Annotated in this window: 12 protein-coding genes and 2 pseudogenes; 6 read left to right on the top strand and 8 right to left on the bottom strand. The window is 72.8% G+C overall.

Features of this window, described 5'->3' with window-relative positions; translation table 11 throughout:
• From ACWCO3_RS08910 to ACWCO3_RS08925, 4 genes and pseudogenes are all read right to left on the bottom strand, one after another.
• Entirely contained in the window at positions 1-1,104 is a 1,104-nt protein-coding gene (locus tag ACWCO3_RS08910; RefSeq protein ID WP_244311957.1) for an alpha-hydroxy acid oxidase, read from the bottom strand.
• A gap of 36 nt (positions 1,105-1,140) precedes the next feature.
• A pseudogene (locus tag ACWCO3_RS08915) lies at positions 1,141-2,085 on the bottom strand (alpha/beta hydrolase); the annotation flags it as partial.
• 7 nt (positions 2,086-2,092) lie between these two features.
• A complete protein-coding gene (locus tag ACWCO3_RS08920; protein ID WP_450009254.1) occupies positions 2,093-3,304 on the bottom strand; it encodes a cytochrome P450 in 1,212 nt (403 codons plus the stop codon).
• 69 nt (positions 3,305-3,373) lie between these two features.
• Positions 3,374-4,678 (bottom strand): SGNH/GDSL hydrolase family protein, encoded by a 1,305-nt coding sequence (locus ACWCO3_RS08925; RefSeq protein WP_145781559.1) that lies wholly within the window; start codon positions 4,676-4,678, stop codon positions 3,374-3,376.
• Positions 4,679-4,943: 265 nt separating this feature from the next.
• Here ACWCO3_RS08925 and ACWCO3_RS08930 point away from each other — a divergent pair, with 265 nt between their 5' ends.
• The 4 genes from ACWCO3_RS08930 to ACWCO3_RS08945 are packed head-to-tail and all read left to right on the top strand — an operon-like array spanning position 4,944 to position 9,079.
• On the top strand, positions 4,944-6,503 hold the full coding sequence (locus tag ACWCO3_RS08930; protein WP_450009256.1) for an AMP-binding protein: 1,560 nt from the start codon (positions 4,944-4,946) through the stop codon (positions 6,501-6,503).
• The gene (locus tag ACWCO3_RS08935) at positions 6,500-7,714 is read left to right on the top strand and encodes an MFS transporter (protein WP_358163771.1); all 1,215 of its coding nucleotides are present in this window, start codon (positions 6,500-6,502) and stop codon (positions 7,712-7,714) included. Before ACWCO3_RS08930 ends, ACWCO3_RS08935 begins: the two co-directional genes overlap by 4 nt.
• Positions 7,715-7,762: 48 nt before the next feature.
• Positions 7,763-8,656, top strand: coding sequence for an aminoglycoside phosphotransferase family protein (locus tag ACWCO3_RS08940; RefSeq protein WP_450009259.1), 894 nt, complete (start codon positions 7,763-7,765; stop codon positions 8,654-8,656).
• 18 nt (positions 8,657-8,674) lie between these two features.
• On the top strand, positions 8,675-9,079 hold the full coding sequence (locus ACWCO3_RS08945) for an MmcQ/YjbR family DNA-binding protein (RefSeq protein ID WP_450009261.1): 405 nt from the start codon (positions 8,675-8,677) through the stop codon (positions 9,077-9,079).
• Here ACWCO3_RS08945 and ACWCO3_RS08950 read toward each other — a convergent pair.
• On the bottom strand, positions 9,076-9,648 hold the full coding sequence (locus tag ACWCO3_RS08950; RefSeq protein ID WP_450009263.1) for a hypothetical protein: 573 nt from the start codon (positions 9,646-9,648) through the stop codon (positions 9,076-9,078). The genes ACWCO3_RS08945 and ACWCO3_RS08950 overlap by 4 nt on opposite strands.
• Before the next feature lie 233 nt (positions 9,649-9,881).
• Between ACWCO3_RS08950 and ACWCO3_RS08955 the strand changes: the two genes are divergently transcribed.
• Together ACWCO3_RS08955 and ACWCO3_RS08960 are read left to right on the top strand one after the other, a co-directional pair.
• Positions 9,882-10,820, top strand: a complete 939-nt coding sequence (locus tag ACWCO3_RS08955) for an exo-alpha-sialidase (RefSeq protein ID WP_358163775.1) — start codon at positions 9,882-9,884, stop codon at positions 10,818-10,820.
• A 46-nt stretch (positions 10,821-10,866) separates the two neighbouring features.
• The gene (locus ACWCO3_RS08960; protein ID WP_450009266.1) at positions 10,867-11,556 is read left to right on the top strand and encodes an SGNH/GDSL hydrolase family protein; all 690 of its coding nucleotides are present in this window, start codon (positions 10,867-10,869) and stop codon (positions 11,554-11,556) included.
• Positions 11,557-11,627: 71 nt separating this feature from the next.
• Here the strand turns inward: ACWCO3_RS08960 and ACWCO3_RS08965 are convergent, their stop codons facing one another.
• The 3 genes and pseudogenes from ACWCO3_RS08965 to ACWCO3_RS08975 form a co-directional block, all read right to left on the bottom strand.
• Complete coding sequence (locus ACWCO3_RS08965) at positions 11,628-12,986, bottom strand: hypothetical protein (protein WP_167524830.1); 1,359 nt, start codon at positions 12,984-12,986, stop codon at positions 11,628-11,630.
• Complete coding sequence (locus ACWCO3_RS08970; protein ID WP_450009268.1) at positions 12,983-13,951, bottom strand: alpha-ketoacid dehydrogenase subunit beta; 969 nt, start codon at positions 13,949-13,951, stop codon at positions 12,983-12,985. Before ACWCO3_RS08970 ends, ACWCO3_RS08965 begins: the two co-directional genes overlap by 4 nt.
• A gap of 1 nt (position 13,952) precedes the next feature.
• A pseudogene (locus tag ACWCO3_RS08975) lies at positions 13,953-14,200 on the bottom strand (thiamine pyrophosphate-dependent dehydrogenase E1 component subunit alpha); the annotation flags it as partial.

Raw genomic sequence — 14,200 nt, forward strand, 5'->3', positions numbered from 1 at the left:
TCAGTCCACGCCGAGTGTCCGCAGCTCGGCCGCCGCCGCCGGGTCGGCGCAGCCGGCCAGGGTGAGCGCGTCGGTCAGCTCGACGGCGAGCAGCGCCAACGCGTCCCGTGCGCCACGTTCGCCGCCGGCGGCCAGCGCCCAGAGCATCGGCCGGCCGAGCAGCACCCCGGCGGCGCCCAACGCGAGCGCCCGCAGCACGTCGGTGCCGCTGCGGATGCCACTGTCCAGAAGCACCTGACACCTGTCACCGACCGCGTCGATGATCTCCGGCAGCATGGTGACGCTGGCCGGCGCGCCGTCGAGTTGCCGGCCGCCGTGGTTGGACACGACCACCGCGTCCGCGCCCATCCGGACAGCCTCGACCGCGTCCCGGGGATCCAGCACACCCTTCACCACCAGCGGCAGGTCGACCCGCTCGCGCAGCCAGGCCAGATCCGCCCAGCGCAGCGCCGGTGCGAACGAGGCGGCGGTGTGCGCGGCGATAGCGGACACCCCGGGGGCGCCGGAGTGCGCCAGGGCGTCGCGACCGTCGGGCAGGTTCGCGGCCACCACGTCGTCCGGCAGCCGGAACGCGTTGCGCAGATCGCGGGGACGACGACCGAGCACCGGGACGTCCACGGTGACCACCAGGGCCCGGCACCCGGCCGCGACGACCCGGGCCAGCAGGTCGCCGACGAGGGCCCGGTCGCGCAGCCAGTAGAGCTGGAACCACACGTCCGCGCCGACGGCGGTGACCTGTTCGACGGGTGTGCTGCTCAACGTGCTCGCCAGGTACGGGATCCCGGCAGCGCCGGCCGCCGAGGCGAGGCCCAGCTCCCCGTCCGGGTGCAGCAGCCGCTGGTACGCCATCGGCGCCACCCCGACCGGCATGGCATACGGGCGGCCGAGCAGTCGGGTGCCGAGGTCGACGGTGTCCACCCCGCGCAGCACCCGGGGCAGCACGGCGACCCGGTCCAGCGCGTCCCGGTTGGCGGCGACTGTCACCTCGGCGGCGCTGCCGCCGTCGACGTAGTCCCACACGTCCGGCGGCAGCACCGTCCGGGCCCGCTCGGCGTAGTCGGCGAGCGACACGGCGGGCAGGTCGGTCAGCAGCGGCTCACCCACCGCGTACCGCGTGCCGGTCGGGGCTTCCGCCACCTCGTCGCGCGCGGACGGCAGCCCGAACCGTTCCCGCAGGAACGCCGCCGCGCTGGCCTGCGCCCGCCGGCCGTCGGTGAAGACGCCCGGCATGGCGAAGAAGCCGTGGACCATCCCCGGGTAGTGCGCCAAGCGGGTGGGCACGCCGGCGGCGTCCAGGCGCTCGGCGTACCGCTGCCCCTCGGCGCAGAGGGGGTCCAGCTCGGCGGTGACCACCAGCGCCGGGGGCAGTCCGGTCAGGTCGTCGGCGAGCAGCGGCGACGCGAGAGGATCCCGGGCCTGTGCCGGGTCGGCCAGGTAGTGCGTCCGGTACCAGGCCACCGACCGGCTGTTGAACAGCGTCGGATCGTCGTCCTCGCTGGGGCCGGCCGGCTCGCCGCTCTGGTCGGTGTTCGGGTAGACCAGCAGTTGCGCGGCGAGGGAGGGCCCGTCGGTACGGCAGAGCAGGGTGACCGCGGCGGCCAGGTTCGCGCCCGCGCTGTCCCCGCCCACCGCCAGCCGGTCCGGGTCCACGCCCAGCAGGTCGGCGTGTCCGGCGACCCAGCGGGTGGCCGCGTGACAGTCGTGCACCGCCGCCGGGAAGGGGTGTTCCGGGGCGAGCCGGTACCCGACGGTGATCACCTGACAGGGCACCGCGTTGGCCAGCCGCCGGCAGATGCCGTCGGCGGTGTCGATGCTGCCGAGCGTCCAGCCGCCGCCGAAGAAGTACAGCAGCGTGGGCAGCGGACCCGACCCGGCCGGCCGGTACACCCGCAGCGGCAGCTCACCGGCCGGGCCGGGGATGCGCTCGTCGCGTACCTCGGCCACCGGCTCGACCGCGCCGGTGCCGGCGCGGATCGCGGCCAGGTCCGCGGCGCGGGCTTCGGCGAGGGTCTGCGTGTACAGCGGCGGGGTGCCGGTCGCGGCGCGGGCCGCCCGGTACGCCGCCACCTCCGGGTGCACTGCCATGTCGCTCCTATCCGCCGGTGCTGACGAGCAGTTTGTCGATGCCACGCAGGAACAGGCTGCCGCTGTACGTGGGCGTCTCGGTGACCGTCAGGCCCGGGAAGCGGGCGAACAGGCGGGGCAGCGCGAGACGCCCCTCCAACCGGGACACCGCCGCGCCGAGACAGTAGTGCAGCCCTACCCCGAAGGCCAGCGACGGCGGGCCCGGCCGGGTGGGCTCGAAGACGTCCGGCTCCGGAAAGCGTGCCGGATCCCGGTTGGCCGCACCGATGATGATCAGCACGTTGTTGTCCTGGGCCACCGGCACGCCGGCCAGTTCCGTGTCCCTCGGCGCGGCCCGGGCCAGAAAGTGCACCGGGCTCTCCAGCCGCAGCGCCTCGTCGACGCAGCCCTGGGTCAGCTTCTCGTCGGCGGGCAGCGCGGCGACCGTCTCCGGGTGGGCCAGCAGCAGCGGCAGGCCGTTGCTGAACATGTAGACGGTGGTGACGAAGCTGGCGTTGAACAGCACGATCAGGTTGCTGATCAACTCGTCCTCGGTCAGCTCCACCTCACCCGAGTCGAGGGCCTCCACCAGCCCGCTGAGCAGGTCGTCACCGGGCGTTCTGCGGCGGTGCGCCACCAGCTCCCGGTAGAAGACCCGCAGCTCCTCGGCCGCCGTGTTGGCGGCGGCCAGCCGCTCCGGCGTCTTCCCGGCGACGTCGAGGAACTCGTCGATCCAGTCCACCCGTTCGCGGTACCACGCCAACTGCCCCGCCGGGATGCCGATGAACTCGGCCATCACCAACGCCGGAATCGGGTACGCGAAGTCCGCCACGAAGTCGACCACGCTGTTCCCGGCGTCGGCCATCCGGTCCAGCAGATCGTCGACGACGCGCACGATCACCGGTTCCAGCGCGCCCAGCCGACGCGGTGTGAAGGTGCGGGAGAACACGTGCCGCATCCGCGTGTGGTCGGGCGGGTTCACGAACATCATCGAGGTCTGGAAGGTGCGCAGGATCTCCTGTTCCTGCCAGCCGGGTGGTGGTTGTTTGGTCCACTCCGGATCGCGCAGCACCTCGTCGATCACGTCGTAGCCGACCGCCACCGCCGCCACCGTCTTGTGCTCGGCGCGGGGTGGCACCGCGCTGACCGGGCCGAGCCGGTGCAGCTCGGCGTACCACGGATATGGATTCTGGCGGCCCTCTTCGCTGTACAGGCCGGTGAGCAGTTCCTGCACCGTCACGACGTCTTCCTCCCCAGGATGTCGATGCCGCCGGGGGCGGCGGGGATCGCCCGCCGCCCCCGACCGGTGTCACATGCCGAGCAGCCGCAGCGGCACGGCGTCGGCGAGGGCCTGGTTGCCGGCGTCGTTCGGGTGGATGTGATCCCCCGAGTCGTACGCGGGCAGCAGCGCACTGGGCCGTGCCGGGTCGCGCAGCACCCGGTCGAAGTCGAGCAGCCCGTCGAACTCCCGGCTGCTCCGCAGGTACGTGTTGACCGCCTGGCGGGTGGCCTCCTTCTGCGCGGTCCACACGCCGGGCGCCCCGTGCCCCTCGTACGGGGTCAGGGTGGCCACCAGGCTGGTCAGTCCGCGCTGCTGGACCTGCTGGTTGATCTGCCGAAGGGTGGCGATGATCGCCTCGGCTGAGTCGTTGGACATCCAGATGTCGTTGATGCCCAGGTGGGTGACGACGGTACGCACACCGGTCTGGGGGAAGACGTCCTCGTTGAGCCGGGCCGCCGCGTTCGGGCCGAGCTGGTAGTAGCCGGGGTAGTTGCCGTCACCCGGCTCGGTGCCCTCGTGGTTGAGGCGGTTGCCGGCCAGGCTGAGGTTGAGCACACCAGGGGTACGCGCGTCCGGTCGGGCGGCGAGCAGCCGGTCGGACAGCAGGTCGGGCCAGCGCCGGTTGGCGTTGACGGTGCTGCCGTTGCCGTCACCGATGGAGTCGCTGAGCACCACCAGCGCGCCCGGGCTCGCCTTGCGCTGCACGTCGATGCCGGAGAGGAAGAACCAGCAGCAGGTGGGCCGGGTGGTGAACCCGCTGCCCTCGGCCGCCCCGGTCAGGTCGCCCGCGCCGATGAAGTTGGCCTGCTGGGACTGCCCGTGGAAGGTGGTCGGGCCGGTCGGCGTCGGGAAGTGCACGGTGACCACCAGGTCGCTGTCGTCCGCGACCGGGAACGCCAACGGGTCGCTGAGCAGCTCGGCGCCCCGGTTCATGGTCGCCGAGGCGGCGCCGGTGAAGGTCAGCGGACGCAGCGAGGCCGGATCGATGTCGGACAGGTCGTCGGCGGTGGCGGTGTTGGGGCGGGCGACGGTGGCCCGGCCGACAGCGACCGCCTGCTCGCCGTACAGGTTGCTCAGGCGCACCCGCAGTGCCGGGCCGCCCACCGAGACGTGCACGACCATCCGGACGCTCTGGTTGTTGAGGCCGGTGTTGGTCAGCCCGACCGAGTTCCCGCGGGTGACCGCGGTGGCCCAGCTACCCGCCCACTCGGAGCGGTCGGGCCGGCCTGCCGCGGTCCCGGACGGGCCGGCGCTGGCGACGACGGCGGGTGTTCCGGTGACCAGCAGCGCAGCCGCGGCGGCGACGACATGCCATCTCTTCGGGGTCGACATGGAACCTCCATCGTGTGGCAGCCCAGGGTCGTCCAAGGACGGCTCCCGCCTGGACGATGGTCCAGAAACCTAGCCGCCGCCGCTGACGGGCGTCAATCAACCTGATCGACGCGATCAAATGTCCGGCGGGTCTGTCGGACCGCCCGTCGGCACGGTTCCGACCAGCCGTTACCGGCCTAGGCTCGCAGGCGGCGGGCCCACCGGAGCGCGCGCCGCCGTCGCGTCGTCAGCGGGCGCGCCGCTTTCTGGAGAAGGGGGCTGCCGGATGACTGACACACCCGGGCACGCGACGACCTACGTGGACAGGGCGCTGGATCTCTTCGCCGGTTTCGGTGACCGGGAGGCACTGGTCGGAGGGGGCCGTCGCCTCAGTTACACCGACGCTGCCGCGCTGGTGCGGTCGATGGCCGCGACGCTCGCCCGGCACGGCGTACGCCCGGGTGCGGCGGTGCTGGTGACCGTGGCGAACGCGGTCGAGGGTCCGCTGCTCCAACTCGCGCTGCACCTGATCGGCTGCCGGACGATGTGGGTCGCCCCGGTCACGTCCCGCCGGGAGGTCGACGAGTTCATCCGTCTGGCCCGCCCGGACGCCCTGGTCTACGACGCCCGGGATCCGGCCAGCCTGGGCCCGGCCCTGGCCGCCGCGCTGCCCGGCACGCCGGTGTGCTGCCTGGGCGGAGGCGGCGCCGGCCCGGACCTCACCGCTTCCGCCGAGGTGGCGGAGTTGCCGGCACCCGGGGCGACGCCGGAGTCGTTCCTGCAGACCAGCGGCACCACCGGCAGCCCCAAACTGGTGCACCACCGGGAGAGTTTCTACGCCCAGATCCTCACCCTGGCCGCCGACTTCCGTGCCGCCGGGTTCCCGCTGCTGCGGCACCTGTCGCACTCACCGATGTGGCTGGCCAGCGGGCAGATCACCACCCTGTTCAACCTGTTCACCGGTGGGGTGCTGTTCCTGCGCGACGACTGGGACCCGGTGGCCTTCGTGGACACCGTGCAGCGGGAACGGATCAACTCCACCTTCGTCACCCCGCCGATGCTCTACGAGGTGCTGGACCACCCGGCGCTGGTCGGCGCGGACTTCTCCGCGATGTTCATGTTCAACGTGGGCGCCGGGCCCGCCGCGCCCGCCCGGCTGCGCCAGGCCATCGCGCGGTTCGGCCCGGTGCTGCGCATCGTGTACGGCCTCAGCGAAGCCGTCGTGATCACCGCGCTGCCCGGGTTGACCGACGACCCGGAGCACCCGGAACGGCTGCGGTCCTGCGGCCGCCCCTACGGCGACGTGCGGATCGAGATCCGCGACGACGACGGCGCGGTGCTGCCCACCGGGCGCGACGGTGAGGTGTGGGTGCACACCCGGCTGAGCTTCGCCGGCTACCACGGTCAGCCGGAGCTGACCGCGCAGACGCTCGTCGACGGCTGGGTCCGCACCCGCGACATCGGTCACCTGGACGACGACGGCTACCTCTACCTGGTCGACCGGGCGCACGACATGATCGTCACGCACCGGCGGAACTGGGCGATCTTCTGCCGTCCGATCGAGGACGTGCTGGCCGGGCACCCCCAGGTACGCGCCGCCGCGGTGATCGGCGTACCGGACGACACCGTCGGCGAGGTCCCGTACGCGTACGTGGTGCTCGCACCGGGCGCGACGGTCACCGGGGCGGAGCTGATCGACCTGGTGACCGCGGAACTCAACGAGATGTGGGCGCCGGCCGGGGTCGAGGTCCTCGACCGGCTGCCGGTGAACCGGTCGGTGAAGGTGGACAAACGGGCGTTACGCGAGCGGTACGCGGCGCGGCGGGCGGCGGCGGTCGGGGCGTGACGCCCCGCCGGCAACTGGTCGTCCTGGTCGGCGCGGACCTGATCTCCAACCTGGGCACCCGCATCTCGGTGGTGACGATCCCGTGGCTGGTGCTGGTCAGCACCGGCAGCCCGACCAAGATGGGCCTTGTCGCGTTCGCCGAGACCCTGCCGTACCTGCTGTCCAGCGCGTTGGGCACGCCGTGGGCGGACCGGTTCGGCCTGCGCCGCACGTCGATCCTCTGCGACGCGGGCAGCGCGGTGGCCATGGTGGTCGTCGCGCTGACCCCGTGGCTCGGCTTCGCGCCGCTGGTGGCCCTGGTCGCGGTGGCCGGCGCGCTGCGGGGCATCGGCGACCGGGTGAAGCACGTGATGTTCCGACCGGCCGCCGAGGCCGCCGGGGTGCCGCTGATCCGGCTGACCTCGGCGTACGACGGGCTGAGCCGGGTGGTGACCCTGTTCGGCGCCGCCGTGGGCGGTGTGTTGATCGCCGTGTTCGGGGTGACCGAGGCGATCCTCATCGACGCGGCCACCTTCGCTGTCTGCGCGCTGCTGATCGGCGTCCTGGTGCGTCCGCCGGCCACCCCGTCGCCCCCGGGCCCGCCGGAGAACTACCTTCGTGCGCTGCGCGGCGGGTTCGGCTACCTCGGTCGGGACCGACCACTGCTCGGCATGCTGGTGGTCGTCTCGGCGCTGAACATGGTGGCCAACGCCAGCGTGGCCGTCTACATCCCGGTCTGGGTCGCCCGGGAACTGCACGGGCCGAGTGGGCTGGGCCTGGTGCTGGCGGCGTTCTCGGCGGGCGCGCTGCTGGGCAACGTGGTGTTCACCGCGCTCGGGCCGAGGCTGCCCCGTCGGTTGACGTTCCTGGTCGGAGCGCTGATCGCCGGCACACCCCGGCTGGTCGCCCTGGCGATCAGCGACGACCTGCCGGTGGTGCTCGTGGTGACGTTCCTGTCCGGGATCGGCATCGCGGCGGTCAACCCACTGCTCGGGGTGGCGCTCTACGAACGGGTACCGGCGGAGCTCCAGACCCGGGTGATCGGCATCGCCGGGTCCCTGGCCTTCGTCGGGTTGCCGGTCGGCGCGCTGCTCGGCGGCTGGTCGGTGGACGCGCTCAACCTCACCCCGGCACTGCTGCTCATGGCCGCGTTCTGCCTGCTGGTCACCGCGTCTCCCCTGCTGGCCCGGATGACCACACCGTCGCGCCCCACCCCCGCCACGACGCCGTAGAGCCCAAATCGGTTGCGGGTTTCGGTCGACCCCCGCAGGCTCGGGCGAATGAGCGCACAGCCTGACACGGGCGTATCGGAGATCAGCACCGACCTGGTGCGTCAGCTGATCGCCGAACAGTTCCCCCGGTGGGCGCACCTGCCGGTCCGTCCGGTCGAGGTCGGCGGCTGGGACAACCGCACCTTCCACCTGGGCGACGCGATGACGGTGCGGCTGCCCAGCGGCGAGGGGTACGCCCTTCAGGTCGCCAAGGAACAGCGGTGCCTGCCGGTCCTCGGGGCGCGGCTGCCGCTGGAGATCCCCACCCCGCTGGCCCACGGTCGACCCGGTGCCGACTACCCGTACCCGTGGTCGGTGTACGGCTGGATCGACGGTCAGACAGCCCGCCCCGACCGGATCGACGACCTGACCCGGTTCGCCACGGATCTCGCGGCCTTCCTGCGCGCCCTTCGTGCCGTCGACACTGACGGCGGCCCGGCCGCCGGCCCGCACAGCGCCTGGCGGGGAGGCCCGCTGTCCACCTACGACGCCGAGACCCGTGCCGCGATCGAGGCGCACCGCGACCGGTTGCCCGTCGACACGGTGACCGGCATGTGGCAGGCCGCCCTCGACGCCACCTGGGCTGGGCCGCCGGTGTGGTTCCACGGCGACGTCGCGGACGGCAACCTGCTGGTCCGCGACGGCCGGCTCGCCGCCGTCATCGACTTCGGCTGCTGCGGCGTCGGCGACCCCGCCTGCGACACGGTGATCGCCTGGACCATGCTGGGCGGCGTCAGCCGGGCCGCCTTCCGCGACGCGCTCGGCGTGGACGACGCCACCTGGACCCGGGGGCGTGGATGGGCGCTGTGGAAGGCGCTGATCACGCTGGACGATCCGGAGCGGGCCGCCGGGGCCCGGCACGTGCTCGGCGAACTGCTCACCGAGCACACCGTGGCGCGCTGAGCCCCGTACCGTGTGGGCATGCCCGGTTGGGACGACGTACGCCGGATCGCGCTCGCGTTGCCGGAGACCACCGAACGCCCGTCCTACGACGGGCTGCCCGCCTGGCGGGTTCGGGACAAGATGTTCGTCTGGGAGCGACCGCTGCGGCGCGCGGACCTCGACGCCCTCGGCGACACCGCCCCCGACGGCCCTCTCCTCGGCGTCCGGGTGGTCGACCTCGGCGTCAAGGAAGCCCTGCTCGCCGACGACCCGTCGATCTACCTCACCACTCCGCACCTCGACGGCTATCCGGCGGTGCTGGTCCAGCTCGACCGGATCAGCCTGGCCGAGCTGACCGAGGTCGTCACCGAGGCGTGGTACGCCCGCGCCCCGAAACGGCTCGCCGCCGCCCACCGCGCAGCTCAGGGGCCCACCGGCGGCTAGCCGGCCGGGGCCGGGGCGGTGTGTTCGGTGCGACAGCGGGGGCAGCGCAGGCGCGCTCCGGCGGCCGTCCGGGGCACCCGTAACCGCTGACCGCAACCGCAGGTCACCACCGGTGCCGACGCCCGCAGGTATTCGTCGCGATCGCGGCTCGGCCACCTGCCGTGACAGCGGGCGCACCACTTCGGCGGGTAGCTGTGGTAGTGGGCGAGACCGAACGCGCCCACGATCATCAGGGTGACCGGGACCAGCAGAGCGAGTACGGCGAGCAGGGCGGACAGCAGCCCGCCGACGCCGTTCGCCACCACAGCGGCCACCACCGTGAGGACGGCCACCGGCACCCCGAGCAGTGTGAACCCGAAGCCCCACGCGAAGACCAGCAGGGACGGCAGGAACAGCCACATGCCGGCGGGGGCCCACCGACGGACGCCGTACCCGCCGCAGCGGGGGCAGTTCGGCGAGGCGCGGTGCGGCACGGACCGCAGCGCCTTCGGTGTCAGCCACTCGACAAGCCGCTTGAGGATCTCCTCGACCAGCTTGGCCGCGAGGGCCTGGAGGAACGAGTCGAGCATCCGTCGCCCCCTCCTCGCCTCAGTCACCGCCACGGGGTCAGCCACCGCCCATCGTGGCCGGCGCGTGCCACCAGCGCGCCTCAGCACGCCGACGTGACCGTCCGTGCGACGTCAACCCGACAGCGCCCAGTCGTACCCCTCGGGTGTTCGTCGGGTGTTCGGCTGGTGGCCGCGCGGGCGTCGGTCGGGCCGGCTACCGTCGGCGCTCTCCCCGCTCCAGGAGGCCGCCGCGCATGACGTCATCGCAGATTCGCCGTACCACCGCCGACGTCGCCGCCGTCCACCGGATCGGCGACAGCGCACCGCACAGCGCGTTCACCGACCTCGTCCGGTACGCCGGGAACTGGTTCTGCGCCTTCCGGGAGGCGCGGACCCACCTCAGCGACGACGGCGTGATCCGGGTGCTGACGTCAGCCGACGGGCGATCGTGGACGTCCGCCGCCGTCCTGCGGCAGGCCGGCGTCGACCTGCGGGACCCGCGCTTCGTCACCCGGCCGGACGGTCGACTGCAACTGCTGGCGGCGGCGGCCACCGGTGAGACCACCAAGACGTTCCAGACGGTGACCTGGCACTCCGGCGACGGGCGCGCCTGGGGCGATGCGGTCCCGGTGGGGGAACCAGGTGTCTGGGTGTGGCGGGCGGCCTGGCACGACGGCGCGATGTACGGCGTCGGCTACGCCACCCGGGAGCCGAGGTTCGCCCGGCTCTACCGCAGCACCGACGGCGTCGACCTCCAGCCGTGGGTGCCACTGCTGGTCGAGGGCGGGTACCCCAACGAGTCGGGGCTCGTCTTCACCCCGGACGGCACCGCCTTCTGCCTGCTGCGCCGCGACGGGGCCGAAGCCACCGCGCTACTCGGTCGGGCACTGCCCCCGTACCAGGACTGGAGGTGGACCGACCTGGGCACCCAGGTGGGCGGGCCGGCGTTGCTGCGGCTGCCCGACGGGCGTCTGCTGGCCGGGGTACGGCTGCACGACGGCGAGGTCCGCACCGCGATCTGCGCCGTCGACCCCGACCGGGGCGAGCTGACCGAGCTGGTCGCGTTGCCCTCCGGCGGTGACACCAGCTACCCGGGACTGGTCTGGCACGACGGCCTGCTGTGGGTCAGCTACTACTCCTCCCACGAGGGACGGACCTGCGTGTACCTCGCCGAGGTCCGGATGACCGATTGAGGGCGGCCCGCTGTCCACCCCCGGATCACTCGATTAGCCTGCGGGCATGGCATCGACGCTGGCCGAATCGACGGATCCGTACTGCCTGCGGGAGGGCGAGAGCGCGGCACTGCTGAGCGGGCACGGGTGGCGCCGCTTCGTCGTGCTCGGCGACAGCGTGGCCGAGGGCAGTTGCGAACCCACCCCGGGTTACTCCGACCAGCAGTGGGCCGATCGGATCGCCGCCGAACTGGACGCTGCCCGTCAGGGTCTGGCGTACCTCAATCTCGGCCGTAGCGGGCTGCGCGCGCACGAGGTCCGGGACACCCAGCTGGCCCCGGCTCTGGCGTTCGGTCCGGACCTGGCGCTTGTGGTGTGCGGCGGCAACGACGCCTTCCGGTCCCGGTATGACGCGGACAGCGTCGACGCGGAACTGACCGAGATGATCGTCGCCCTCCAACAGGCCGGCGCGGACGTGATCACGGTGGGCATGTTCGACGTCTCGTACAGTCCGGCGGTGCCGGAGGCGGCGCGCCCCGGTCTGCGGGAGCGGATGCGTCGCCTGTCCGCGCACACCGCGCGACTCGCCGAGCGTCTGGGCACCCTGCACGTGCACCTCACCGACCACCCGCTGACGGCCGACCCGACCCTCTACAGCACCGACGGCCGCCACGGCAGCGCCCGCAGCGACGCCATAGCAACGGCCGAAACCCTCCGCGCCCTCTCCGCCCACCTCGGCCCGACCTCACCCCGTTGATCATGAAGTTACTGCCATCTGCGGCGGCGCGTCGAGGCAATAACTTCATGATCAACGCAGGTGGCGGGGGGTTAATCCTTGAGGAGGACTCCGGTCAGGAGGACGCCGTGGGCCAGGTTGAGGACGCCGTCGCAGCCGGGGTAGCCGACCCTCGCCAGGCCGCCGGAGGCTCGGCGGCCGAACAGGTACGGAGCCAGGGAGTACGGGACGTCGGCCGTCACCGTCTCGCCCGTCTCGATCTGCACGAAATCCATCGGCACCCGGTCGGTCGGCAGATACTCCTGGAGGATCGCGCCGCCCTGCTCGACGGCGGCCCGTACGCCGGCCGCCCAGTCCGTCGGGCTCAGCTCCGGGCCGAGCAGCACGCCGTGCCCGGCCGAACCGTCGGCGGGTTTGGCCACCAGCTTCGCCTGCTCGGCGACGGCCCGGTCGAGCACCTCGGCGGTCAACGGCACGGTGTACGGCACGTGCCGCCGGATCAGCGTCTGGTCGTCAGCGGGTAGCCCGTCCACGTCCTCCCACAACCAGGCGAACGTGGTCTTGTTGCCGAGCAGCCAGGCCGCCGCCGACACGAACATCGGCAGGGTGCCCGCCGCGAGGGCACCGGCAACCGCGTCGAGGCCGGCGGTCGGGGTGACCCGATTGGGCACGAACAGTCGGAACAACGCGTCGACCGGCGCACCGCCGACGACCAGGCGGGTGTCGGCGTCCACAGTGGCCGTGGAGAGGGGCGCGATGACCAGGTCGATGCCGAAGTCCCGGGCCCGGACGGCGAGCGGGTCGAGGATCCGGATGAACGTCTCCGGGTCGTCCAGGCCGGGGTAGTCCGCGTCGAAGTCCATCAGCAGCGCCAGCCGGGCGCCGTCGGGCAGCCGAAGTTCCTCCCGGATCGCCACGAACCGCTGGTCCAGCAGGGACGGCGCGGCCCGCGCCGGCAGGCCGTCGAAGATCCCCTGCTCCTCGTACAGGCGCGCGTACCGCTGGATGACGGTGTCGGCGTCGAATCCGCCGCCGAGGCTGCTGTCGATGTTGTACTCGACGAATTTCGGCACCCCACCTGCGAAGATGACGTCCGGGCGGTACGCGGCCAGCAGCGCTTCGGTCAGCGGCTCCGACTCGTCCAGCAGTCGGGTCTCCCCCGCCGGTACGCCGAGCAGTCGACGCAGCTCACCGGCGGTGCCCGCCCGACGGCGGCAGGCGTCGAGGATGAGCTGGGCGAGCCGGTCGCAGACCTCGTTCAGCTCCCGCCACGCGTCGGCGGCCAGCACCGGGGGGCGGGCCAGCCGCCACTGCTTGTTGTAGGTGGCCCGGCCGTGGAAGACCTGCTCCCAGGCCGCCGCCCCACTGGCCACCATGGCCCGACGGGCCGGCTCCGGCAGGTCGGCCCAGGCCCGGTCGGCCGCCGGCCACACGTAGTTAGGGTCGATCATGAGGCGTCCTTCATCGTCAGGTGGATGGCGGTGGTGAGCTGGTCCCGGCCGGGCTGCACGGCCCGGTCCAGGGCCGGCGCGAACGGCAACACCGCGCCGTCCGGTCGGGTGACCCGGCGTGGCGGGGCGAGCAGTCGCACCCGCTCCAGCACCGAGGCGATGATCTCGGCGGCCATCCCGCAGGACCGGTTGCCGTCGTCGAACACGACGAGACGTCCGGTGCGGGCCACCGACTCGGCGAGACCGTCGATGTCGAACGGGTACAGGGTGCGCGGGTCGAACACCTCCACCGAGACCTGGTCGGCGAGCTCGTCGGCGACCGCGAGCGCGTCGTGCACCAGGTGCCCGATCGCGACCACTGTGACGTCGTCGCCGAATCGGTGGATCCGCCCCCGGCCCAGCGGCACCGGCGACAGATCGTCGACGTCGTCGCGCACGTCCATCGCGCCGGCGGGCGCGAACACCACCACCGGGTCGTCGTGCCGGATCGCGGTGACCAGCAGCCCGTACGCGTCGGCCGGGGTGGCCGGTACGACGGTGACGACGCCGACGTGCGCGAAGAGGCTGTACGGGTGGTCGGAGTGCTGTCCGGCCCAGCCGGTCCGCGACCCGGAGCCGGGCACCAGGTAGGTGACCGGCACCGCGCACTGCCCACCGGTCATCAGCGGGAACTTGTGCGCGTGGTTGACGATCTGCTCGAAGACGAGGAACAGCAGCGACGGGATCTGGAACTCGATCACCGGCCGCAGCCCGGCCAGCGCCGCTCCGGTGGCGAAGCTGGTGAACGCCTGCTCGGACAACGGGGTGTCGCGGACCCGGTCGGCGCCGAACCGCTTGGCCAGGCCGGTGGTCACCATCGACGCCCCGACCTGGACGTCCTCGCCGAGCAGGAACACCGCCTCGTCGCGGGCCAACTCGTCGGCGAGGGCCCGGGTCAGCGCCCGCCGGTACGACAGTCGGGGCACCTCAACCACCTCCGGTGCGGGCGGTCAGACCGCTGGCGTACAGGTAGGCCATGGCGTCGGCCGGGTCGGGTTGCGGGCTGGCCAGGGCGAAGTCCACCGCCGCGTCGACTGTCGCCTCGACCTCGGCGTCCACTGCCGCCCGATCGGCGTCGGAAAGCCGTGAACCCTGAATGTCCACCGGGTCCCGGGCCCGGCCACGGGTCACCTCGTCGGGCGGGCGGTAGTCGAGGCGTACCGCGTGTTCGAAGG

It is taken from the genome of Micromonospora sp. NPDC002411 (assembly GCF_053592955.1).

Bases quoted from the DNA above. Each gene is read 5' to 3' on its own strand.
- ACWCO3_RS08925 (WP_145781559.1), bottom strand. From the start codon at position 4,678: ATGTCGACCCCGAAGAGATGGCATGTCGTCGCCGCCGCGGCTGCGCTG.
- ACWCO3_RS08930 (WP_450009256.1), top strand. From the start codon at position 4,944: ATGACTGACACACCCGGGCACGCGACGACCTACGTGGACAGGGCGCTG.
- ACWCO3_RS08940 (WP_450009259.1), top strand. From the start codon at position 7,763: ATGAGCGCACAGCCTGACACGGGCGTATCGGAGATCAGCACCGACCTG.
- ACWCO3_RS08945 (WP_450009261.1), top strand. From the start codon at position 8,675: ATGCCCGGTTGGGACGACGTACGCCGGATCGCGCTCGCGTTGCCGGAG.
- ACWCO3_RS08950 (WP_450009263.1), bottom strand. From the start codon at position 9,648: ATGCTCGACTCGTTCCTCCAGGCCCTCGCGGCCAAGCTGGTCGAGGAG.
- ACWCO3_RS08955 (WP_358163775.1), top strand. From the start codon at position 9,882: ATGACGTCATCGCAGATTCGCCGTACCACCGCCGACGTCGCCGCCGTC.
- ACWCO3_RS08960 (WP_450009266.1), top strand. From the start codon at position 10,867: ATGGCATCGACGCTGGCCGAATCGACGGATCCGTACTGCCTGCGGGAG.
- ACWCO3_RS08965 (WP_167524830.1), bottom strand. From the start codon at position 12,986: ATGATCGACCCTAACTACGTGTGGCCGGCGGCCGACCGGGCCTGGGCC.